The organism is Lysinibacillus sp. GW821-FHT14F06, from assembly GCF_058803665.1.
This window is the reverse complement of record NZ_JBXAPF010000012.1, coordinates 61,477-83,776: the sequence shown is the minus strand read 5'-3', so window position 1 is coordinate 83,776 and position 22,300 is coordinate 61,477. Positions and strand designations below refer to the sequence as shown.

Here is a 22,300-nt window from a genome sequence, read left to right as displayed (position 1 = left end):
ACTTGATGGTCACTTCATCATATGGACTAAAAATGCTTTGACAAGTTGTTAAAGCAATCATTATTCTATTCTTTTTGTTTGGAATATTGTTCTTGATTAGAATTCTGACTTTGTTCTTTTGTAAGATTATTCTCCTCACGTACATCTAAATCATCAGGACTCAAATCCTCTGTAAATTCTTCTTGATTTAATGCTCTTTTTTCTTGCTTTTTGCCTGTCAAAATAATCACCTCCAATCTATAATTTTTCCTTTTGGGAGTGTTTTATACTTGTTACATATGTAATAATTTTGGGAATTAACATAATAAATTTATGTAGTTTATAGCCAATATTAAAATGACCAGAATTTAATTAATTAATGAATCCTGGTCTAAAATTTCTGTATAAATAAACTTCCATCTGATTGTATTTCAGCAAAAAATACCTCTTCAATTTCTTTTATATTAGCCTTTTTTAATTCATTATTTAACCAATCTATACTTTTTCCAACCTCTAATAAATTTCTCAATAATAATTTTCCATCTGTAATGATTTCTATAGGTATAAATGCTGGAGTTGTAGGATAAATTTTAAAATCTCTTTTTTGTACCCCTTGAAACGCTGGTTTTTTGAGAATACTAAGTGTCCCATTAGGTTCTAAAATGGCATAATCTATTTCGGCGATTGAAAAAATTTGATATTGTCTAGTCATCATCGTTAAGTCATCAATATTAATGCCTGTTCTTTTTAATGCTTTTCTGTCTATCCTTCCATGTTTTATGACAATTGTAGGCTGACCATCTAGGATTACTCTAATTTTTCCTGACTTAAGACTGATAAAACCAATAAGTATAGTGAGTAAACACCAAATGACAAGACTGAGTAAATCTTTCATATAATCTTTTGTACTTAGAACAATCATGTTTGCAGCAATGGAGCCTATCGTTATCCCTGTAACATAATTAAAAAAAGTCAGCTGACTTAATTGTTTTTTGCCTAAAAACCGAGTCAAAGCTAGAAGAACAAAAAAGGTTATAATGGTTTCAATAGCTATTTGTAGGTAGCTTACATCTTTCATTTTTTCACTCCTATCTATTTCATAGGATGCTTAAAATATTGAAGAAAATACGCAAAAAATCCAAGTACTCGAACGAGTATCTTTTATAGATTGTCATTTGCAAATTCTGTTCAAACTCGTTCATTTAATTTATAATAAATCAAAATGTACATAGATCGGAGTTGATTTACATGATGTTTTCTCCATTATTTGAACAGGATGTACCAACAATTCTTCTTCCTTAACGGTAGAAGAGTTTTTCTCCGTTAAGGACATAGATTTCTATGAAAAACGGAGGAAAAAACATGAATAGTAAAATAATAGGTGCCATTTTTTTATCGCTTGCAGCAAGTATTTGGGGGGCAATGTATGTTGTCGTAAAAGTAGTAGTAGAGGTTGTTCCACCCTTAGAACTTGTGTGGATTCGTTATGTGATTGCTGTCATTGCACTTGCTACTATTGGTATCTGTATGAAGCAATCATGGTCTATAGCTAAAAGAGATTGGTTAATGATTTTCCTTGTTGGTCTGATTGGTAATGCAATCTCGATTGTCACACAGGAAATGGGGACAATGCTTTCTACTGCTCAAATGGGTGCTATTATTACTTCAACTACGCCTGCTTTTATGGTTCTGTTTGCACGCTTTATTTTGAAAGAAAAAATAACATTCAAAAAATGTTTTTCCATTGTACTAGCAACGATTGGCGTTGGCATTATTGTTGGAAATGGACAAATTGATGTTAGCCAACAATTAGGCGGCTTTTACTTATTAGTTGCCGCATTGACTTGGGCACTAATGTCTGTATTAGTGAAGAAAATCCCACAGCAATATTCTCAGATTGTTATTACTACTTATTCATCTTTGGTGGCTTTGTGTTTACTAACGCCTGTTGTTGTTCCTAGATTAAAATATTTAGATATATCTAGTATTTTGCAGCCAACAATTTCAGGTGGATTAATTTATTTAGGTATTGTTTCCACAGCTGGCGGTTTTTTATTGTGGAATAAGGGACTTCAATTAATGAATGCTTCCAGTGGAGGATTATTCTTTTTCTTCCAACCAATCGTCGGAACCTTTTTAGGCTGGCTACTGTTAGATGAAACAATTGGACTTTCATTTTGGCTCGGTACCATGTTGATTTTTAGTGGTGTTTTTCTAGTGATTAAAGAGGAATAATTATTAATTGACTTATATAGGATATTGAAAAGGCAGATAATACTCGTCTGCCTTTTCAAATTTACAACTCATATTGGTTGAATCTCTTCATTCCTTTATTTCTTTTATAAAAAATTTGCAAAAAATACAATTCTATTCCATTCAAGGGAGAGTATAATTAAAGATAAAGCTCAACTAGAGGGAGGATTTTTATGTTCCAAACAGTAGACCATTTTTTGCAATCTTGGGAGTTTGAAGCCAATGCCACAAAAAAATTACTAAATAACCTAACGGATGAATCACTTCAACAGGAAATTACTTCACAAAATTGGACGTTAGGTCGAATTGCTTGGCATATTGTTACAGCTATCCGTGTCATTACTTCCAATACAAATTTAATGTTTGAAGCACCAGCTAAAGATTATCCTGTTCCTACCTCGGCCCAGTTTATTGCAGACAGCTATCAACAAGCGAGCAATGCACTTGTGCAGGCACTAAAATCACAATGGACTGACCGTACAATGGAAGAATGTATTGAATTCATCGGTCAACAAATGCCAAATGGGTCACTATTGCTGTTTTTACTTCAACATCAAAGTCACCATAGGGGGCAATTAACTGTTCTTATGCGACAGGCAGGATTAACTGTTCCTGGTATTTATGGTCCAGCAAAAGAGGAATGGGCAATGTTTGGTATGGAAGCCCCACAAATGTAGTTTATCAAAACAAATCCTCAAATAACCCAAAAATTATTGAATCTATTTTGATTGACTTTATTTAAAATAGATTCTTTTTTTGTTTCTTTGTTATAAGACTTTCCCTCCACAAATCTAGCTCTGTAATCCTCACAATACATGTGGGAAATCAATTACTCAAAAAACCTTATTTCTTCCCTCTATCCTTACAATACTTTTCTTCGCTTATAATCCACACATTTTTTGTCTAAACTAAAAACGTATCACATAAGCATGAGTACCTCAAAAAATGGGATGAATACATGAAAAAAATTATTTTACTCTCAGGTTTAGTTGCTACATTACTACTTTCTGGCTGTTGGGATGTTTCCGAGCCTCAAAGAATGTACTATGTTCTTGGCATTGGTATTGACTTTAAAGATGATCAATATGAAATCTATATGCAATTAATTAACTTTGCCAATGTTGCCAAGTCAGAGAATCCTGCTCCTCAGGGTGTACAAGCAGAAATTGGTCGTGCTAAAGGGAAAACGATGGAAGAAGCCTTTTTTAACTTATATCGTTCCATTGACCAAAAAGTATTCTGGGGACATATGTCTTATATTCTTTTCTCTGAGGATGCCATGAAAAATGAGAATGCCATCTCCATTATTGACAGCTTTTTACGGCATAGGGAGACAAGATATCAAATATTGACCTACGTTACCAAAGAGTCCATTGAGGAAGTTCTTCTAATCACACCAATATTTAACAAATCTCTTACAGCTTCCAAACTAAGTAATCCATTGTATACAAATGAACTAGAAACAATGATAGAGCCTGTTGATTTACGGACACTAGTGATCAATTTAAATGAACCTAGCCATGAAATAAGTATTCCCTTTGTTTCAATCAATAGAAATTGGAGTACGACTGATGGACCATCTATGGAAACTGCCTTTACCGGTGTTGGGGTACTTTCAAAAGATGGATTTAAAGGTTTTCTTAACGGAAATGCTGCAAGAGGGATTCAATGGATGCAGGATAAAAAAAATCGAGGAGATGTAACCGTTCAATTAGACGATGATGAAGGAGACTACCTAACAGTAGATTTAGACAAAATAGACCTTAATGTAAAACCAATTGATAAAAATAATCAAGTAACTTTTGAAGTAGATGTGAAATTTAATGCTACTGTAAATGGCTTTAAAACAAAAGTTTCTGGAAATGAAATCCGAGAGAAAATTATACAGCAAGTTAAAAAAGAAATTTTAACAACCTATCGAGAGGGTTTAAAGCAGGATATAGACATTTTCCGTTTATCTGAAAAACTATATCGTAAAAACGTTAAAGCATGGAAAAAATATGAGAGCGATGGGAAAATACCTTTAACTGAGGATTCTATTAGTAAGCTCACTATTTTCGTCAATAAAGTAAATCCAGGCCGAAAAACGTTTGATGAAACAATTAAAGAATAGGTAAAATAGCTGGGTACTTATTTACATGTAGGTACTCAGCTTTATTTTCATTTTTGAGGTCTCTACTATGTTTATTTTATTCTATTTGTCAGGCAATTCACTAGATAAAAAAAGCTATTAAACATATTAATAGTAATGTAAAGCAAGTTAGCTTTGCACTTTCTGGTTTGTTGGCTTGGGTCACTCTGGTCAAGTGACCCTTTTATCGTTTAATCTTCCTCTATCTAAGCTAACTCTTTCTCTACATATAATTAGTCAACTACCACTTTAGTTGTTCAACAGTCCGTGAAAATCTTTAAAAAATGTACTTTATAAATATCCACTCGCTTCATTTTGAATATGAATTAATTTGGTTTTCAAATTCTAAATCTAAACAAATCTTTCTATTTCCAAAAGTGTGTGCTGTAGCCCATTCTTGTCCACTGACTTTCCAATGGGCTACACCTAAATCCAAAGAAATTTGTATTTATTTAATTGCTTGGTCACTTTTTGGTCGCCCGAAGTCGCCTATTTTGAATCAAGATTTAAGGCGACCCAATCACTGAACCATTTTTTCACAATCTTATAAAGTAACTGTACTTTTAAGGTTGTTTGTATCCTTTAAGAACTTCTCCGTTAGTATCTCTCAATTTTTATTGTTGTATTTTCTTCGCTAATTGCTACGTATTCTGTTTCAAAAACATTCTTAATAGAATCTTCAACTATTTGTTGAATCATCGTATCATCAACTTTTGCATCCTTCGGGAAACCTACTGATACATCAATAATTCCTTTAGCAGGGTTACCACCTAACATTATTGTTATTGAATTACTATCAAGTTCCGTTTGTTCTGTAATAGATACTATTATTTTATCTCCTAATTTTGATAATAAATTTGATTCTTCTGATGATAAATTTGCATCATTTTCCCCGTTTTTCGGAGCATCTATTACTATCACTTCCGGCTCTTCATTACACCCAACTATCAAAATTGAACAAAATAAAATTCCTGAAATTATAGCTACTTTTTTAAACACCTCTTATCCCCCTTTCAAAAATAAATTACATATTCTACAACAATTCTCCACTACTAAGAGAAACGAAATTAATTGGTAGAAGTTTCCTGAAAGAATTAAAATATTTTTAAATTAAACTGCGTCATTATTTGAAGTATAACCTCCCCAAAGCATCATTTTGTAACATTTCATAAAAGAATGTTATTCAATAATATAGTCCGTTTGTTGAACAAAAGAAATCCTGCACATCAACACAGGATTTTTAATCAATCTTTTTTATAAATGATCAATCTTTTTTATAACTACATTTTGCAATAAGCTTGTTTTTTCTCTAAATTTTAGATAATCGCTCCAGGCTTTTCTTGGTTCCTTTCGTTATTGTAAGTAAATAAATTTCATCTGCATAAATTTGGTATTTTTGTCTGTAATAATCTAAAATAATTGTTACATCATCTTTTACCTTTTTCAGTTTAGCAAATTAAACCGCGCTATGAGACTCCTATGAGTTTCTTAGCGCGGCATGTAATTATAGGCCTTTACAGATACTTGATTATATATATCCATATCTATAAAAGCGGTTATAAATAAAAGTAACTGTTACACGATCAAACATTTTGTAGTTAGATGAGACATAAGATTATGATAAATAAAGTGTGAGTCTACTTTTCATAATGACTATTAATTATTTTATTAATATTTTGGATCGAACTCTCAGATAAACTATAAGTTATATGAGTATTTTCTACATCCATTATTATCCCAGAATCTTCATTTATCCAAAGGAAATATGCTCTGTTACCAAAATCAACCTTATAGTGGGGTAATTCCATATCGGCTATACCCATATTTTCACTAGCACTCTTAAAAGCAGTTAATAAAATGTTTACATCTGCTGAATCAGTAATCTCTTTCATCGAATCCACTTTAGTTTCGGTGAAGCTTAGCATCTCATAAATTTTAACTTTATCATTATCTTCGCTTGAACAAGCACTAACTAAAAACATTAAAGTGATAATATAACATATAAATCTTTGCTTTTTCATAATTCACTCCATCTCATAAGTTAATAACAAAACACTTGTTTACAATTTAACTCTTACTATAGGCTGGTTCATTTATTGTTAACTTAACTCCATCAATATTTAAATGTTCTACACCGGTATTTTCATCAAAATAATAGGAGATGGGTAAATCTAAATTTTCGTCTGTAACTTTTTTCATTTCCGATATTGAAAGTTGGTTAACTTTTTGTGGTGCTTCATATTCTATTATAGCGTTAGGAGATAGGTTAATCCCATCAGCTTTTAAAATACTTTTTACAGCAATGTCAATGTATGAGTTGGCAGAAAAATCATCTATATTTACTAATCCATGTTGGCCACTTATTACACTTAATTCATTTAATGCATTATTTTTTGATAGGTACACTATATATTTTTGGTTCTTTTGAAAAGGAGTATACTCATCTACACGTAAAAATTCATTTTTTTCTGTAATAGCAGCTGGTTCGTTAAACTTTATATTTGAATCTAGACCCAAATCATTTTTATAGTATTCCAGAACTTCAGCTTCCCTTGTTGCATAGTGATATTGAATAAGTGGGGTATTTTCTTGATAAACAACAGTGCTGTTATTTTCAGATAATTCATCTTTAATCTCAACCAAAGCAACAACATCAGCTTCATCCACAAATTCATTGTATTGAAAAACTTCAAAACTTCCAGATACCGGAATCTCTATAGGTTTACTATCAACTTCTCCATCTGAAGATTTATTATTAGCAGTATAAATTAATCCTGCTATAAAAACAGCAGATAACAAACTAATTAAACTAAACTTTTTAAAGTCTTTCATCATTAATTCCCCCATTTTTGTCGTAAACTAGTCTTATCATAGGTTTTGGGTTGATACGAAGTAGACACACCTTGTTGCATTACAGAAAGTATACTTGTTGTTGGATGACCCAAGCTCAGAGCATGTCCAAATTCATGAACAGATGTTTTAAGCTTCTTATCAGTAGTGTCCATACTATCTGTTTTGAATTGATGCACAGTCGCTTTTACCCAAGTATCGTAAGTAGTTGCAGATTGTGCAGATGTACCATTCCACGATTTGTAATAGTATGTAATGCAAATGTAACCAGATGTTGGTGGTTCGCTAGCGTCAAAATGTGTTACTATATCCGCCGTTGAGCCGTATTGATTCGACCCGCTTGAATATGTAAGAGATACCTTTGAGCTAATTCCATTCCACTGACTAGCTGCACTACTTGCTAGAGAAGCAGAACCCGTGCCAACACCATAAGTTAGAATACCTGATCGGAATCCCCCACTATATTCTATGGCTTCAGATTGCAGTGGTAAAACTAATAAAACTAAACCAATCAAAAACGAAGAAATAATTGTTTTCTTATTGAATTTATTCATATAAATTCCTTCTTTTACCTTATTTACATTAATATAGAAAAATTTTACAATCAATACATTTATATGAATATGGAATTTTTATACTGAATATATGACCCTTTAATGAAAACGAGCGCTGTTCCTTGTTACAGAATCGCCCCCCGATTGTTGAAGATTACAAATTATTAAAAGTGTTGTCTGCATACATACATCGTAATGACGTAAACTATACTATAAAAAGCACAAAAAAGTTTGATTCTTCAATAGAAATTGGATAATTTCGGAATGTTAGTTATGAATTAATAAGAAAAGAAGGAGAGATATGATGTTCGATCAAGTTGCGTATTTTATTTTTAAAGCCCTGTTAATTCTAACGGTTTTGGTTGTTGTGGTTGGAATCCCTCTTGGGGATACAATGATTAGAAAAAAATAAGACTTTTTCTAAAGGATGCACTTGAGAAAATTATGGTTGCTCTAGATGTTAAGAATTTAGGTGACTTGCTACAGTGTATAGATGAGGAAACAGATAACTAAAAAGGTTGTCTGTTTTTTTATATGTACTTTTCACTCTCAATTCCCTAAAATGGAAATATAAAGGGAGGTAAAAATTATTATACATAGGAGCTATGCAGCATTATTACTTAACTTACTACTTGCAGCGAAGATAAAAACCGATACCTGTAAATAATATTCAAAATTAAACAAAATAGAGTCTAAGAAAGAACACAATTTACTTGAAACTAAAGATGATATAGAAAAAGAATTAACATATTATAAAACCGAAACTTTTGAATTTTTAGAGGCTTATATAGATAAATTCGATGATTTTTTGGATTACAACTTTAGATAGGTATGAGGCAAACAATATTACAAATCGTGAATACCAAATATTAACCATGAATAATAAAGTTCCAAAGGAAGAACTCAGTAAAGAAATTAACATACTAGCTGAGGCTATTGTTTAAAATCTAAATATAGCTGCTACACATAAGTAAAATACTGCTGAAATAGTCATTCAGAAGAGGAAATAGATTTAGCTAAAAGTTCCATAATGACTGCTATAGAGTATGGAGAATTTAAGAGGAAATTCAACAAAGTAAGTCACTAAATCAGGAGATTGTATATGAGGTTTGTTAAAGGGCTAATAGGATTAATATTTATTACGGTTGGACTTATGTTAATAGTTATAACTATTGACGATTCTTTATTAATCAAAAATATACTTTTAAAAATTTTAGGGACATTTTGTATTTTTATTGGTGCAGATATATTACATAGGCAATTCCATCCTAATAAATACAAAAAAGATGACCAACTCGGCTAAGTTAGATTTGTTGGTCATCATTTTCCCTATTTACTTCTACGTTGCTGATTCGTAATATACAACTTAATTAAACGATCAGTGGTCATTGTTTGATAAAACCAATTTTGAATTAGTCTCTGTACTCCTTATATGCTATTAGCACTCCACATTATTTTCTGGAAGCTCATCTTCTTTGGGGGCTCTAACAGATTCTATAAATCGCTTTTCAGACGCACCAAATTCTTTATAATTTACTTGTGCTTGATGTAAAGAAACATTATTTGGACCAATCACTTTATCTGGTATGTCTTGTGCCACTGCATCATATTGCCAATAACAAACTTCACAAATATCAAAGTCACTCTCAACTGTGAAATATCCACAAGACGGACATTTTTTTATTGTCATTTTTATCACCTTTTCTATTTTGGAGCATATAGTTCAATCTGTTTTAACCAATACATAATTTTATTTTTTGTTTTTACTATTGCATAGTCACGCTCAGCTCTCCTTTGAATAAGAGCATTAATTTCCTAATATATTAGAATAAATATTCCTATTTCGTCAAGAAAATCATTAGATAATTTTACTACTTTTTGTATTTTATTATCGTAATATCTCCCTTGCTTTGTTATTGTTTGTTTTTCGAACTATATGATATAATGCCATTACTGACTAACCTTAATAGGTCACATGAAGCTGTAGCGCTACCGTACGCTACAGCTTTTTTTGATAAGTCACCCTTTTACCCATTTGTTCTTTAGATTACGAAACTTTCCCATAGCACTACCGTATAACGATTGAAAGATTATTATGAGGAGCGTTATTATATGGAACAAAAAATACAAGCATTAATTATTGCAACAAAAGAGAAATTCGGATTAACTAATTATTATTTACATACCTCTTCATTTTATAGAAGCTTAGATGTATTTGAAGATACAACCTATACATTTACTACAGAGTGGCTTCCTTCTCATGCTAAAAAGGTAGAAGAGGATGATTTAAATCCACCAGGAACTGCAATTATTGACATAGATGTGCATACTGGTCAGCTTAAAAGAATCTTGTTTGTTAATAACAAGTCTTTTGCTGAAAAAAACATAATTGTCAGCACTTCCACAAATGATATTATTCAATGGGTTGAGGAAGAAACAGGACTTACCTATAACGAGCAGTTTCAGTTAATAGAAGAGGAAAATGGAAGATTATTTTTTAAAGAATGTTTTATGGGTATCCCCGTTTCCCCATCTGGCTTTATTGAAATTAAATATAATCAGGATGGTCAGCTGACACTTTTTTCAGCCATAGGTCAATTTCCTCCCAAAGAAAAATTTAAACAAGATGTTCCTGCATTATCCTTAGAAAAGGTTGCAGATTTGCCAAGAAAACAAATAAAGCTTATGGAATTCCCATTAGAGAAGCAGAAGCAAATTCTTCCCTTCTATGGCTTTGAGGAAATTTATATAACGAATGATTTAACAAGGACAATTCCCTATGAATTTTTTGTAAACGACAAAATACAACTGGCAATCAATAAAATTATTTATTGGGATTCACCGACCAATCAATTATTTGAAAAAAAATGCCTTACATTTGCCAATGATGTCACAATAGAACAGGTTATATCTAGGGAGCATCATCCGAATTTATTACCAATTACAAATCTGGAAAAAGAACAATGTATAAGCACCGTTTCTGATTTTCTACGTCAAGAATATCCGAATGATACAGGGAAGTGGTTACTGACAACCCTTTATCGTCAGGATAACTATATTTATGCAACCTTAAAATATAATGAGCATTCCAATTTTATTTTTAAGCGAAAGCTACTTGTTATCATTGCTGCGGAAAATTTACAAGCAATCAATAGTATGGATAGTCAATTTATGTTAAAGACATTCGAAGCTTATACTACCGTTGAAAAAGGAACAATCACCGAAAATCAAGCGTTTGATACATTGAAAGATCTTCTTGAGCTTACACCTGTATATGTCTACGATAAACAATTAGCACAATATATTTTGTGTGGGAAATTAGATTGTGCATTTGCAGTCAACGCTACGAATGGAGAACTTGTAAAATTAGATGATTTATAAGAATCCTTATATAGATAAGTAATGGTTTGGGTTACTTTTGTCCAAGTGACCCCTCCCTTGTTGTTTTGAGTGATTTTATAGTCACTCTTTTTTGATACACTTCACTTTGATTTTTTCACCCTCTTGACGAACATTTGTTCTTGTATTAGAATACGAAAAAAAGGAGGTCATTTTTATGCAAACTATAAACACCATTGAATTAGTACATTTCTCAGAAGATTATGTAGATGTTTTACATGACTTTGATCTTCCAAAAGAGCAATCTCAATTTACGGCCCTTCCTAAAGAGATTTCTATAGAAATGGTTGGACAGTACCCCCTTGTTATTTTGAGTGACAATGTACCAGTTGGATTTTTTGTTCTTCATGCAACAGGGAGAGTGAAAGAATACTCTAGCAATCCAAATGCTATGCTGCTTACGGCATTATCTATTGACCATAAGCAACAAGGAAAGGGATACGCCAAAAAGGGCATGCTGGTACTGTCTGACTTTATTAAAAGAGAATTTAAGGAATGCAATGAGGTCGTTTTAGTAGTGAACCATAAAAATATTCCTGCTCAAAATTTGTATTTAAAAGTAGGCTTTGTTGATCATGGGGAAAGAAGAATAGGACCTATTGGCGAGCAAATTGTGATGAATTTACACATTTAGTCATATAGAATTCAAAATTGTTAATCTTGGCGATATATGTGATTCTTCAGGATGTTTTTCAACATTAAATTACAAAATCACTCATTATGTAAGCTCAAATGAGTGATTTTGTAATTGCTGCAGCAATAGTTCTTCAACTTGCGTTTTTAACGCTTGGTTGGCATAGCGTAGCACTTCATCGTTCCCTGCTGTGGCAATTTGCACATCACTAAAATATTCATCGATGCGATGCCACCCCACTACTCGTATTTGCTGCTGGGCTAGCTGACGTTTTAGCTGGAAATAATCCTTTCGTAAATTCTTTAACAAGGCATCCATTAAAGGTAAAAAAACAAGCTTCATTTTAAAGTACTCTGCCCGTTTATAATCCTGCTGCAATGATTTTACAGCTAAATCTAGCAAAAGATATTGATGCAGTAAACTTCGTTGTTCGCCGTTAATCATTATAATCATCTTCTATACGTGCGGCATAAATTTGACGTAAAGGAATAGGCTTTGTGTTTGTCATTGTTTCTAATAATAGCTCTTGATTCTCCTCATCAATGGCTTGAATAACCCCACTCCACTGCAAATAGTTAGCCTTCTCCCATATAGTTAACATAATATTTTTATTTTGCACAAAAGCGCGCTCTATGCTTTGCTGTAATTCTTCCTGCTCCCATTCAGCCAGTTCACGCGGCAACTCAACATAGCTTTCTTGCTTCCATTCTTTCAAAAGCTTCAGATGCTCCGGTAACATCATCGCTGTCCATTTCATTGTTCCTCTATCTCGTATCATCTCGTTCACTCCTTATGCTAAATGTCCACCTACTAAGCGATTTCGTGTGATAGCCGTACCCGCCTTTGTATAAGAAGCTGCCCTTAATAAGGCTATTGCTCCATATTTTCTACGGATCGCATCCATCACATGACCAATGATCTGTCGCTGCTCCTTATGTGCATCAAATAAGTCCAATTGGATACTGCGTTCTGGTTCCAAATTTGTTATTCTAACAGACAATTGACGTGCTGGTTCACCTGCAAAGTACTCATCCAGTAATTCAAGACAAGTTTGATACATGACGAGCGTTTCACTTGTTGGTGTCTCAATTGTTCGAGAGCGATGAAACCCTTTTGTCATCGCATTGCGGCTATAGGAAAGCCCTAAGCTAATTGTGCGGCCAACATATCCTGCTTCACGCGTTCGTCGCATGACATCTTCACACATTTCCAGTAGCACAACCGCAATCTCTTTTCGGGTGTGATAATCTCTCATTAGCATTTGTCCTTTCCCAAAGCTTAGCGCTGCATTCGTCACCAAGGGTTCTCCTAACGTGGAAAGATCAATTCCCCATGCGTGATAATATAATTGATTGCCCATAACGCCAAAGCGCTTTTCTAATTCCTTTAAATCTGCGTTTGCTAGCCCTCCAACTGTCTGTATACCCATTGCATGTAAGTTCCGTTCCATCTGTTTGCCAATGCCCCACATTTCGGACAATGGTCGTACTGGCCAAAGCTTTTTTGGAACATCTTCATAGCTCCACTTAGCAAAACCAGATTTTTTAGCCTCTAAATCTAATGCTAATTTAGCCATTAGCATATTGGGGCCCATACCGATTGCGGAGGGGATGCGAAATTGCTCGTAAATCGCTTGTTGAATCGTTTTTGCCGCTTGCTCAGGCGAACCCCAAAGCTTTTCTGTACCTGTTAAATCCACAAAGCTTTCATCGACACTGTAGACATGAATCGCGTCAGCAGGGACATACTTAGCTATAAGTCGAGTAATCGCCATTGACATGTCTAGAAAAAATGACATTTTCGGTTCAAAAAGCTTAATATCTGGATGCTTAGGAATCTCATAACGCCTATTTCCTGTTTTGATTTTAAATTTTTCCTTCATCATTGGTGAAGCTGCAAGTACAATACTACCCGGCTGTTCAAAATTACCTATAACGGCAATGGGATCTTTCAAAACATCTAAACCCTCTAGCACAGCAATACAGCTAGCATAAAAACATTTCATATCAATACAAAAAATGTCCCTATGTGGTAGAGCGTCATAATTCATATAACCTCACGCTTTCCTTGTGCAACAGGCAGTATCGCTAGAACATTGTTAATCATAAACGTACGCTTTGCTCGTCTTGTAAAGCAGAATGCTGTAAATGAATTACCAGCGAGCTTGATGATCTTTATACGCCTTTTCGTAATGGCACCAGACTGGGATATATACATCATGCTGACTATTTGTTGACGCTGCATTACTTTTATTAACTGTTCTTTCACCTTTACTTTCCTCCTCAAAAATCAAGTGAGTTCTAACAGGAGCTGTTTTTAACACAGAACAAATGTTTGTGTTTTCATTATACGCACACACGTTCTTAATTAGAAGTGGTAATTTTAGCTAATTTGGACTTTAACATGGAAACTAAACATAGGCTTTTGTTTAAGCCTAAAATGACTTTGTACATATGCTTATGATGAGTGTTTCATTTTGATTTAGAAGGGATGTCATTATTAGCTCAACAATTGATTATACGTCACCGTCCACACAATTCACTTTTGACGTCAATCAATTTCGCCTTGGCGTAATTGCGTCTGGATTTTGAATTGTGCCCGCACAATTCATTCCTTTGAAAATCCGTGACATCCGCCGGAGGCTTTATCTTCATTCAGTAGGAATTTGGACACCCACTGAAAAGGAACCAAAATCGCTTTCATTTCAGCACCTGTAGAAGTAGGAGTCTTCTGTTGAATGAAGATAAAAGTAAGCTGTTTAAAAAAGATAATCGAAATTATATAAATGTTCCTGGAATAGAACAATTAAATACATTGGAAAATGTGTCCTTGCTTGATATTTTTCTAAGTAAGGACAATGTGATTGAACCCCATTATCATCAAAATGCAGGAGAGCTTATATATTGTATTGCTGGTGCTGCTATCGTATCCATACTTAATCCATTTACCAAGAAGCTTCAAAACTATCCTATAAAACCGGGCCAAGTTGCAAATGTACCTAAAGGCTGGTGGCATTATGAGGTAGCTACTGAGGATGACACGCATCTACTAGCTATTTTTGATGCCCTGACTCCTGAGGTTATTTTAGGTTCAGATAATTGAGATTTACACCTTCCAATATTATGGCTCACACTTATTGCTTAGATGAAAATCTGTGAAAAAAAGCAATAGCACCAGTTGTACCATCGACATATATTGGACCAGCCAAAGACTGTAATCGTGTAAAATCAGCTTCTGATAAACCAAAAGATTCTCATCATCGTAAACACAAGTATCAGTATCCACAGTACACAAATCCGTATTCATGCCCGCACCGCAGCCCATATATGTATCCATATGGCCCCTATTACTAATTAATAGACAGTAGCACTCAAGGGTGACCAACTTTTATCGCATAAAAATAGATAAAAGGGAAACCATATATAGTAAAGTCATCGCTTTGTTTTTACTAAATGAGGTGTAGAGAATGGAATTATTTCCACTGATCCATACAAATTTTTGGGATGCTGTAATAGCCGTTCCAGCCGTTTTACTTATTACGCAGCTAATAAAGGTGTTTATGCATATTCAACCTAAATATGTTCCAGCAATTGCTCTTGCTATTGGCTTGATTATTTCTATCTTTATAAGCCATCGACATAGCCTTATTGCAGGCGTATTTATGGGCTTTTTTTATGGGTACGCAGCAATTGGAAACTTTGCAGCATTGAAAACAACCATTAATAGCTATAAAAATAAGAAGAAAAACAACCTTTTAATGTAAAAAAATGATTAAAATTCTAATTCAAAACACATCCTAATTTTAAATAAATGCAATGAGGATTAGGAAGTGTAATTATGGAATTGGCAAATAATAATTTAGAGTCATTACGTTTTAAGGAAATTTTTCAGATTTGGACACAGCTTGGCGTTAATAATAGCTATATAGCATCCAATCATGCATTTTTTAAGCATGCTACCGATAAAAATTTGAAGGTGATTATCGTAGAATTTATTCAATGTTTAAAAGAGGAAAATAAGCAATTACAAGCCTTATTAAAGGACAATGGCGTGCTTGCCCCTTCTGCATCCATTGACTATAAAAAATTAAAAATGGGAGATATACGAGGGAAAACTGCTATCAATGATACCGAAATCAGTGCCATCCTATCGATGAATATCGCTTCCTCTGTTATTTCAGTTAGCCAATCTTTTGAAAAAGCTGTAAAAAAGAAGTATGTGTCAAAATATGGGGAGCTTCATATGAGATATGCCATACTGGGTGCAAAACTCATACAGTTAAGTAAGGACAAAGGCTGGTTACTAGCTCCAGCTGCAAATAGATAAAACAAGCTCTCGTTTTTCTGAAACGAGAGCTTGTTAACTTTTCACCTATTATCGAGTTCTCACAAAAAACAGCTTGTACCACTGATTGACAAGGAATGGTAGAACAGACAGACTATAAATAAAACCTAATTGTGCCAAACTTAATGTAGCAACCTCAAAAACACCTGTAAGCATTGGCATAAATAATACGGCGTGTAAGCTTAAAAAGCCAATTAAAAATGCTACCCAAGTATATTTATTGGAAAATACGCCAATGGTAAAAATAGATTCTTTAGATCTAGAGTTAAAGCCATGCACTAAGCGTGACAAACATAATGTGGTAAATGCCATCGTGCTCGCAGTTAAAGTATCACCTGTTGACAACCCAATTTGAAAGGCAATAATGGTTGAAATGGCAATTAATATCCCCTCAAGCACCACCTGCGTCGTGAATACTTTATTTAATAGCGGTTGATGGATATCTCTAGGCTTGTCCTTCATTGTTTTTTTGTTATTAGGCTCTAGACCAATTGCAATAGCTGGCAAGCTATCAGTCAGCAGGTTAATAAACAAGAGATGCACAGGTGCAAAGGGCACTGGTAAGCCTAAAATAGTTGCATATAACACAACAAAAATGGCACCCGCATTCCCCGATAATAAGAACAAAATAGCGTTTTTAATATTCGTATAAATACTTCTACCATTTGCAATAGCCTTAACAATCGTTGAAAAATTATCATCCGTTAAGATCATTGAGGAGGCATCTTTTGCTACTTCTGTGCCTGTAATGCCCATCGCCACACCAATATCGGCTTGTTTTAGTGCAGGACCATCATTAACGCCGTCTCCTGTCATGGCAACGACCTTTCCTGTTTCCTGCCAGGCTCTCACAATGCGAATTTTTTGTTCTGGTGTGACACGTGCATAAACTGAAAAATCTTTTACTTTTTCTTGTAATTGTTGATCTGTTAAATCTGCAATTTCATGCCCTTCAATCGCTTCTGTCGGATCTTTTAAAATACCGATTTGCGTAGCGATAGCAGTCGCCGTTATTTTATGATCCCCAGTAATCATCACTGGCTTTATACCAGCCTTTATACAATTTTCAACAGCTGCTTTGGATTCTTTTCTTGGCGGATCCATCATAGCGACAAGCCCCACAAAAATTAAATCTTGTTCAGCTCTTACATTGATTGCTTGATTGTCCCTTACCTCTTTATAGGCAATGGCTAGTACTCTTAGCCCATTCATAGAGAAATCACGATTCGCTGCATTGATTTTTTGACGATGGTGCTGTGTAATATCAAGAATTCCTGCAGATGTTTGAATTTTTACGACTTTAGGTAAAAGAACATCTACTGCTCCTTTAGTAATCATAATCGATTGCTGATCCATTTTATTCACAGTACTCATCAGCTTTCTATCTGAATCAAAAGGAATTTCCGTCAATCTTGGATAACGTTCCCTAATAACGACTTCATCAAAGCCATATTGCTTTCCCAATTTCACAAGGGCAATTTCAGTAGGGTCACCTATTTCCTTTTGATCTCTTTCCACCGCATCACTACATAATATTCCCTTGATAATCAAATCTTTTTCGACTGTATTCGTGGTGTGTAGCCAATCATGTGGAATCACTTTTTGGTCCACATAGACCTCTTGAACCACCATTTTATTTTCAGTTAATGTGCCTGTTTTATCCGAACAAATAACGGACACACTTCCCAAGCTCTCAACGGCATAGAGCTTTCGTATAATAGCATTTTCCTTAGCCATTTTTTGCGTCCCAAAAGCCAGTACAATGGTAACAATTGAACTTAAAGCCTCTGGAATTGCTGCAACTGCAAGTGATACAGCAAACATAAATGATTCTACCAGTGCTCGTCCACGAAATAGGTCAATTGTAAAAATAGCTAAACAGATTAATGTAATACCTAAAGCTAACTTTTCCCCAAATTGATCTAAACTTATTTGTAGAGGCGTCTTCTTTTCTTTCGCCGTATCTAATAGATTGGCAATTTTACCGATTTCAGTTTGCATGCCAATCGCTGTAACCATGACAATGCCACGACCATTTGTCACAAAGCTTCCAGAGTACACCATATTTTTTTTATCAGCCACTGTTACATTGCTATTCCTGATTGGATCGATATGTTTGGCTACAGCAATGGATTCACCTGTTAAAGAGCTTTCATTGATATGCAAATTATGACTTTCTAATAATCGTCCATCCGCATTGATATAATCGCCAGCCTCCAAATACAAAAGGTCACCGACGACTATATCTTCCGAAGAAATCTCTATTAGCTGATTATTGCGCATGACTTTGGCAATTGGAGAGGTTAATGCTTTTAAGTTATCCAAAGATTGTTCAGCCTTGACATGCTGTACAGTGCCTAGGATTGCATTTAAAATAACAACAATCATGATAACGATTGTACTTTCTACTTCCCCTAATAAAAATGAAACGAATGCAGCAATGATTAAAATAATTACTAATAAATCTTTAAACTGTCCAAGAAAAACGGCTAATGTACTTGTCTTTTTCCCTTCCTCTAACACATTATAGCCGTATACTTCCTGTCTCTTTTGAACGTCATAATCACTCAATCCTTGATCTGTTACATTCAATGTTTTCATAACTTCAGCTGATGACTGTTGATGATACTCTGACATTCGATTCCCCCTCCATTTGAAATGATTAGACGAGCTGTACCCTTTGTAAAGGCCTGATTATGCTAAATCCCCTCTCACTGACTAACATTCAGGAGAAAAATTATTAGTGGCTCTTTCCCTTTCACAAGAATTGGTAAAGTCTTTGTAAACAATTTTTTGTATTTTTATATTGCGCCTTATTAGCTCATAAGATTAGATTCTCATCAGTAGAATTCTTTCAACTAATATCAAAAAATAGTATTACATTGGCCTTATCTCTTTCTCTTTGAGCCCCTAAAATACTTTAACTACAACAATCTATTCCTTGTCCTATTCCAGTATGATAATAATCGATAGAGAAATTAATTATTTGTTTGATAGCTGAATGTAAATAAATGCAACCATAACAATTTGAGCAGTAATCAGCTAATACTCAACCATGAATATCGTATAAATACAAAAAAGGCATTTGGAATATGGCTACTCCAAATGCCTAGATTCCCCTAAAGGGCATTATTTTAACTGCTTCTCTTTATTCACCACTAGTAAATAATCAAGTGCACTCATTCTAGTAAGTTTATGGGTAAACTTTATGGCATCCGCTTGAGAATCAAACATAAAGTTTTCGAGTTCATCTGTTGGTATATATTGATTGTCGATTTTTCTTTTTAGTTTGCGGACAGATAAAGTATGTGAATCCTCTTCATACAAAATAATAGCACCCACATTTCGATAAAACGTCTGATCAATTGTTGCAACCACCTTGACATTTTTAAACTCTGTTAAATCTACCTGCATATATTTACCAACCTCCCTTAAACTTACATTCTATCTCGAGCCATGATTGTCCTTCTTTTTAAATGACTTTTTTGGCTATTTCCCCCAGAACGATGTGTAAAAATCTCTATGAATTGTGTTGAGCGGATGTTAAGTCTAGCTCATGCTCTTTAGAAACTGGTGCTCTTTTTAAAGAGAAAATAGCACAGCCTAAAGCACATAAAACTAAAATGGCACCAAAGCTAGATAAATGCGTGACAGACCCTGTTACAGCAAACATCGCTCCTCCAACAGCAGAACCGATGGATATTCCAATCTGTAATGCGGCTGTATTTAAGCTTTGTTGAATATCAGAAGTTTTCGGATCAATCTGTATTAAATAATTTTGTAGTGGAGGAGTAAGTGCCCAGCTAAGTGCCCCCCATAAAACGGTGACAATTAAAAACAGTGGTAGGGCAACAATTGTATAAGGAATACTAAATAATACAACCGCAAATACTGAGACAACCATTATAATCGCTTTTCCAGTACCAATTTTATCACTTAACCAGCCACCTAGTGCATTCCCACTGACAGACGCGACTCCAAAGATTAGATAGCAAATACTAATCCAAGAAGCATTCATATGAAATACTTCTACTAAAAATGGTGTGAGGTATGCATAGAGCATATAATGACCTGCCAGCATAAATAGTGTTGTTAGTTGTGCACTAAAGATTTTTAAATTAGCCAATGATTTAATTTGAGCCTTTAATGGGACCACTTCTACAACTGGCATTTTTTCAAGCAGCAACGCAATAAGAATCATGGATATCGTTGAAAGAAGTGCGATTCCTAAGAACACAGCTCGCCAACCAAATGCCTCGGTCACAAATATTCCCATTGGTACACCGATGACGAGTGCAGAACTAACCCCAACAAAAACAAGCCCTAATGCTTTTGCACGATGTCTTGGCTGGACAATTTTTGTTGTAATTGTTAATGATAAAACAATCACTAACGCTGTGCTCATCGCTGTAAAAATTCTAGCAACCATCACTGTCAGGAATGTTGTACTAAAAAATGTCATGATATTCCCAATGGTAAAGATTAATAAAGAAATAAGATATAGGCGCTTCCTTTCCACTTTTGCTGTTAATGATAAAAGGACAGGCGCAGAAATTGCATAGACAAGAGCAAAAATGGTAATTAATTGACCTGCTGTTGCTAAGGATACATTTAAATCCTCTGCGATTTTTGGTAATATACCACCAACAATTAACTCCACTAATCCTACTGCAAACGTAGTAGCAGCAAGAATATAAACTCTCCAATTCATCGTAATCACCCTTCCATTAGACATCATTTTTGTAGAGGATACTTCTCATTCGTCCTGCACCATATAAACGTGGCAATAGCAACACACATCAGCCTGATTTATCCGGAATAACAGAGATGGGCTAAAAAAACAAAAAAAATCCTGACTACAAAAATGAAGCACAATTTTTGTAGTCAGGATTTTATGGTTCCTGGTAGAGACCCTCAATCCATATTATTGAGGTTATACAGATCAAATATTTACCCTAGCTATATTAGCATATTGAATTTTACATGACAACAATTTTTTATGATTCTACTTCACATCCACTATACAAAAAATGGTTAAAAATAGAATTTAAACCATTTTATTTATACATTTAGCTAGCCACTTACAATAAAAAATGCCATTTACAGAAGAAAGATTTTAGATTTAACTTATATTTTTTCAAATTTGGCCATAAATAATACTAGAAAGAATATTGTGAGGTGATTGTTTGCGTATAGTAGGTTTAGTATGCTATTTCTTAGTGTTGTTTTATGGCGTAGAACTAGTAATAGAAGAGCTGGCTATTGATGAACCAGCAAACATATCCTCTAAACTAGGCAAACCGCCAATTCCCATCAAAGAAACTGTAGAAAACTCAACCGTTTGTGTCTATTATCCCTCTTCTACAGAATGTACCGCTCTATCAAATAACTAAAAAGACAAAATGTGTTTCAGCTAAAAAAGTAAATAGCAAAAGGCAGAAATATTGATTGAAAACAATATTTCTGCCTTTTCAGTTTTATATTTATAATTTAGACATTCGTTATTTTTTTGAACCAATATGGAATTGATTAAACGGATAGAGTGTAACCTTAGCTTCACCATAAATGGCATCCTTAGAAATTAAACCATAATGACGACTATCGTAACTTTTTAGTCGATTGTCGCCAAGAACAAAATACATTCCCTCAGGCACCTTTTTTTCATTGACCAGTTGTTCTAAAGTGAAATTTTCTGTAATGCGTAATTGATTCGGATCATCTGTTTGACGATTCACATAATCCTCTTTATAAGCTTTACCATTAACATATAGAACATCATCCTTCATTTCAACCGTGTCACCAGGCAAACCAATAACCCGTTTGATATATAATTCGTCCTCTGTTGGTGATTGAAAAACAATTTGGTCAAAGTGTTCAATTTTACTCGTTTTACTAACAATTATGATATCCTTATCATGATAAGTGGGGTACATCGAAGCACCCTGCACTTTAATCGGTGCGAATAAAAATTGCTTACAGCCTAATACCACAATAGCTGTAATCACAATAATTTTAAGATAGGATAGTATTTCTTTTTTAAAATTTGTTTTTTCCTCTTGCATATTCATTCCCCGATACTGTTTTTTTATAGTATAACATTTTATAAAGTGTATTGACGAATGATTCACACAAATTGTTTCATAGCCACAAAAAATA

At 34.1% G+C, this 22,300-nt stretch carries 23 protein-coding genes, 1 pseudogene and 1 riboswitch; of the genes and pseudogenes, 9 read left to right on the top strand and 15 right to left on the bottom strand.

Translation table 11 applies throughout. The features are described 5' to 3' along the window. Positions 1-65 precede the first annotated feature (65 nt). Together AC1RNS_RS12865 and AC1RNS_RS12860 are read right to left on the bottom strand one after the other, a co-directional pair. The gene (locus AC1RNS_RS12865) at positions 66-221 is read right to left on the bottom strand and encodes a hypothetical protein (protein WP_492993229.1); all 156 of its coding nucleotides are present in this window, start codon (positions 219-221) and stop codon (positions 66-68) included. Between the two features lie 149 nt (positions 222-370). Next, positions 371-1,057: a DUF421 domain-containing protein gene (locus AC1RNS_RS12860; RefSeq protein WP_492993148.1), complete on the bottom strand. Its 687-nt coding sequence runs from the start codon at positions 1,055-1,057 to the stop codon at positions 371-373. Between the two features lie 284 nt (positions 1,058-1,341). Here AC1RNS_RS12860 and AC1RNS_RS12855 point away from each other — a divergent pair, with 284 nt between their 5' ends. From AC1RNS_RS12855 to AC1RNS_RS12845, 3 genes are all read left to right on the top strand, one after another. Next, the gene (locus tag AC1RNS_RS12855) at positions 1,342-2,214 is read left to right on the top strand and encodes a DMT family transporter (protein ID WP_492993146.1); all 873 of its coding nucleotides are present in this window, start codon (positions 1,342-1,344) and stop codon (positions 2,212-2,214) included. A 191-nt stretch (positions 2,215-2,405) separates the two neighbouring features. Next, positions 2,406-2,909 carry a DinB family protein gene (locus tag AC1RNS_RS12850; protein WP_492993144.1) on the top strand — a complete coding sequence of 168 codons (504 nt, stop codon included), beginning with the start codon at positions 2,406-2,408 and terminating at the stop codon, positions 2,907-2,909. A gap of 281 nt (positions 2,910-3,190) precedes the next feature. After that, positions 3,191-4,345: a Ger(x)C family spore germination protein gene (locus tag AC1RNS_RS12845; protein ID WP_492993142.1), complete on the top strand. Its 1,155-nt coding sequence runs from the start codon at positions 3,191-3,193 to the stop codon at positions 4,343-4,345. 615 nt (positions 4,346-4,960) lie between these two features. Here the strand turns inward: AC1RNS_RS12845 and AC1RNS_RS12840 are convergent. The 4 genes from AC1RNS_RS12840 to AC1RNS_RS12825 all read right to left on the bottom strand — a co-directional run bounded on the left by AC1RNS_RS12840 (position 4,961) and on the right by AC1RNS_RS12825 (position 7,767). Further along, the gene (locus AC1RNS_RS12840) at positions 4,961-5,362 is read right to left on the bottom strand and encodes a topoisomerase (protein WP_492993140.1); all 402 of its coding nucleotides are present in this window, start codon (positions 5,360-5,362) and stop codon (positions 4,961-4,963) included. Positions 5,363-6,000: 638 nt separating this feature from the next. Next, positions 6,001-6,384, bottom strand: a complete 384-nt coding sequence (locus tag AC1RNS_RS12835) for a YhfM domain-containing protein (RefSeq protein ID WP_492993138.1) — start codon at positions 6,382-6,384, stop codon at positions 6,001-6,003. Between the two features lie 46 nt (positions 6,385-6,430). After that, the gene (locus AC1RNS_RS12830; RefSeq protein WP_492993136.1) at positions 6,431-7,195 is read right to left on the bottom strand and encodes a hypothetical protein; all 765 of its coding nucleotides are present in this window, start codon (positions 7,193-7,195) and stop codon (positions 6,431-6,433) included. A gap of 2 nt (positions 7,196-7,197) precedes the next feature. After that, the gene (locus tag AC1RNS_RS12825) at positions 7,198-7,767 is read right to left on the bottom strand and encodes a zinc metalloprotease (protein WP_492993134.1); all 570 of its coding nucleotides are present in this window, start codon (positions 7,765-7,767) and stop codon (positions 7,198-7,200) included. Positions 7,768-8,869: 1,102 nt separating this feature from the next. Between AC1RNS_RS12825 and AC1RNS_RS12820 the strand changes: the two genes are divergently transcribed. After that, positions 8,870-9,070: a hypothetical protein gene (locus AC1RNS_RS12820; RefSeq protein WP_492993132.1), complete on the top strand. Its 201-nt coding sequence runs from the start codon at positions 8,870-8,872 to the stop codon at positions 9,068-9,070. 135 nt (positions 9,071-9,205) lie between these two features. Here AC1RNS_RS12820 and AC1RNS_RS12815 read toward each other — a convergent pair whose 3' ends face one another. Then, positions 9,206-9,457: a CPCC family cysteine-rich protein gene (locus AC1RNS_RS12815; RefSeq protein WP_492993130.1), complete on the bottom strand. Its 252-nt coding sequence runs from the start codon at positions 9,455-9,457 to the stop codon at positions 9,206-9,208. Positions 9,458-9,879: 422 nt separating this feature from the next. Here AC1RNS_RS12815 and AC1RNS_RS12810 point away from each other — a divergent pair, with 422 nt between their 5' ends. Together AC1RNS_RS12810 and AC1RNS_RS12805 are read left to right on the top strand one after the other, a co-directional pair. Beyond that, entirely contained in the window at positions 9,880-11,148 is a 1,269-nt protein-coding gene (locus AC1RNS_RS12810) for a hypothetical protein (protein ID WP_492993128.1), read from the top strand. A gap of 175 nt (positions 11,149-11,323) precedes the next feature. Further along, complete coding sequence (locus AC1RNS_RS12805; RefSeq protein WP_492993126.1) at positions 11,324-11,800, top strand: GNAT family N-acetyltransferase; 477 nt, start codon at positions 11,324-11,326, stop codon at positions 11,798-11,800. 84 nt (positions 11,801-11,884) lie between these two features. Here the strand turns inward: AC1RNS_RS12805 and AC1RNS_RS12800 are convergent, their stop codons facing one another. The 4 genes from AC1RNS_RS12800 to AC1RNS_RS12785 are packed head-to-tail and all read right to left on the bottom strand — an operon-like array spanning position 11,885 to position 14,068. Beyond that, entirely contained in the window at positions 11,885-12,244 is a 360-nt protein-coding gene (locus AC1RNS_RS12800) for a YhjD family protein (RefSeq protein WP_492993124.1), read from the bottom strand. After that, the gene (locus tag AC1RNS_RS12795; protein WP_492993122.1) at positions 12,237-12,578 is read right to left on the bottom strand and encodes a YolD-like family protein; all 342 of its coding nucleotides are present in this window, start codon (positions 12,576-12,578) and stop codon (positions 12,237-12,239) included. The genes AC1RNS_RS12800 and AC1RNS_RS12795 overlap by 8 nt, the downstream gene beginning before the upstream one ends. Positions 12,579-12,590: 12 nt before the next feature. After that, the gene (locus AC1RNS_RS12790) at positions 12,591-13,850 is read right to left on the bottom strand and encodes a Y-family DNA polymerase (RefSeq protein WP_492993120.1); all 1,260 of its coding nucleotides are present in this window, start codon (positions 13,848-13,850) and stop codon (positions 12,591-12,593) included. Continuing rightward, on the bottom strand, positions 13,847-14,068 hold the full coding sequence (locus AC1RNS_RS12785) for a transcriptional regulator (RefSeq protein ID WP_492993118.1): 222 nt from the start codon (positions 14,066-14,068) through the stop codon (positions 13,847-13,849). The genes AC1RNS_RS12790 and AC1RNS_RS12785 overlap by 4 nt, the downstream gene beginning before the upstream one ends. A gap of 462 nt (positions 14,069-14,530) precedes the next feature. Between AC1RNS_RS12785 and AC1RNS_RS12780 the strand changes: the two are divergent. The 3 genes and pseudogenes from AC1RNS_RS12780 to AC1RNS_RS12770 all read left to right on the top strand — a co-directional run bounded on the left by AC1RNS_RS12780 (position 14,531) and on the right by AC1RNS_RS12770 (position 16,126). Further along, positions 14,531-15,153, top strand: a pseudogene (locus AC1RNS_RS12780) (cupin domain-containing protein). 113 nt (positions 15,154-15,266) lie between these two features. Beyond that, a complete protein-coding gene (locus AC1RNS_RS12775) occupies positions 15,267-15,563 on the top strand; it encodes a hypothetical protein (RefSeq protein ID WP_492993116.1) in 297 nt (98 codons plus the stop codon). Positions 15,564-15,637: 74 nt separating this feature from the next. After that, positions 15,638-16,126, top strand: coding sequence for a DUF3231 family protein (locus AC1RNS_RS12770; protein ID WP_492993114.1), 489 nt, complete (start codon positions 15,638-15,640; stop codon positions 16,124-16,126). A 48-nt stretch (positions 16,127-16,174) separates the two neighbouring features. On the opposite strand, the gene AC1RNS_RS12765 is transcribed toward AC1RNS_RS12770, so the two are convergent. From AC1RNS_RS12765 to lepB, 4 genes are all read right to left on the bottom strand, one after another. Further along, positions 16,175-18,781, bottom strand: coding sequence for a cation-translocating P-type ATPase (locus AC1RNS_RS12765; RefSeq protein WP_492993113.1), 2,607 nt, complete (start codon positions 18,779-18,781; stop codon positions 16,175-16,177). Positions 18,782-19,273: 492 nt separating this feature from the next. Beyond that, the gene (locus tag AC1RNS_RS12760) at positions 19,274-19,558 is read right to left on the bottom strand and encodes a hypothetical protein (protein WP_492993111.1); all 285 of its coding nucleotides are present in this window, start codon (positions 19,556-19,558) and stop codon (positions 19,274-19,276) included. Between the two features lie 106 nt (positions 19,559-19,664). After that, entirely contained in the window at positions 19,665-20,855 is a 1,191-nt protein-coding gene (locus AC1RNS_RS12755; RefSeq protein WP_492993109.1) for an MFS transporter, read from the bottom strand. A gap of 150 nt (positions 20,856-21,005) precedes the next feature. Next, a riboswitch (purine riboswitch) is annotated at positions 21,006-21,105 on the bottom strand. A gap of 540 nt (positions 21,106-21,645) precedes the next feature. Continuing rightward, positions 21,646-22,206: a signal peptidase I gene (gene lepB, locus AC1RNS_RS12750; RefSeq protein WP_492993107.1), complete on the bottom strand. Its 561-nt coding sequence runs from the start codon at positions 22,204-22,206 to the stop codon at positions 21,646-21,648. Positions 22,207-22,300: the final 94 nt, after the last annotated feature.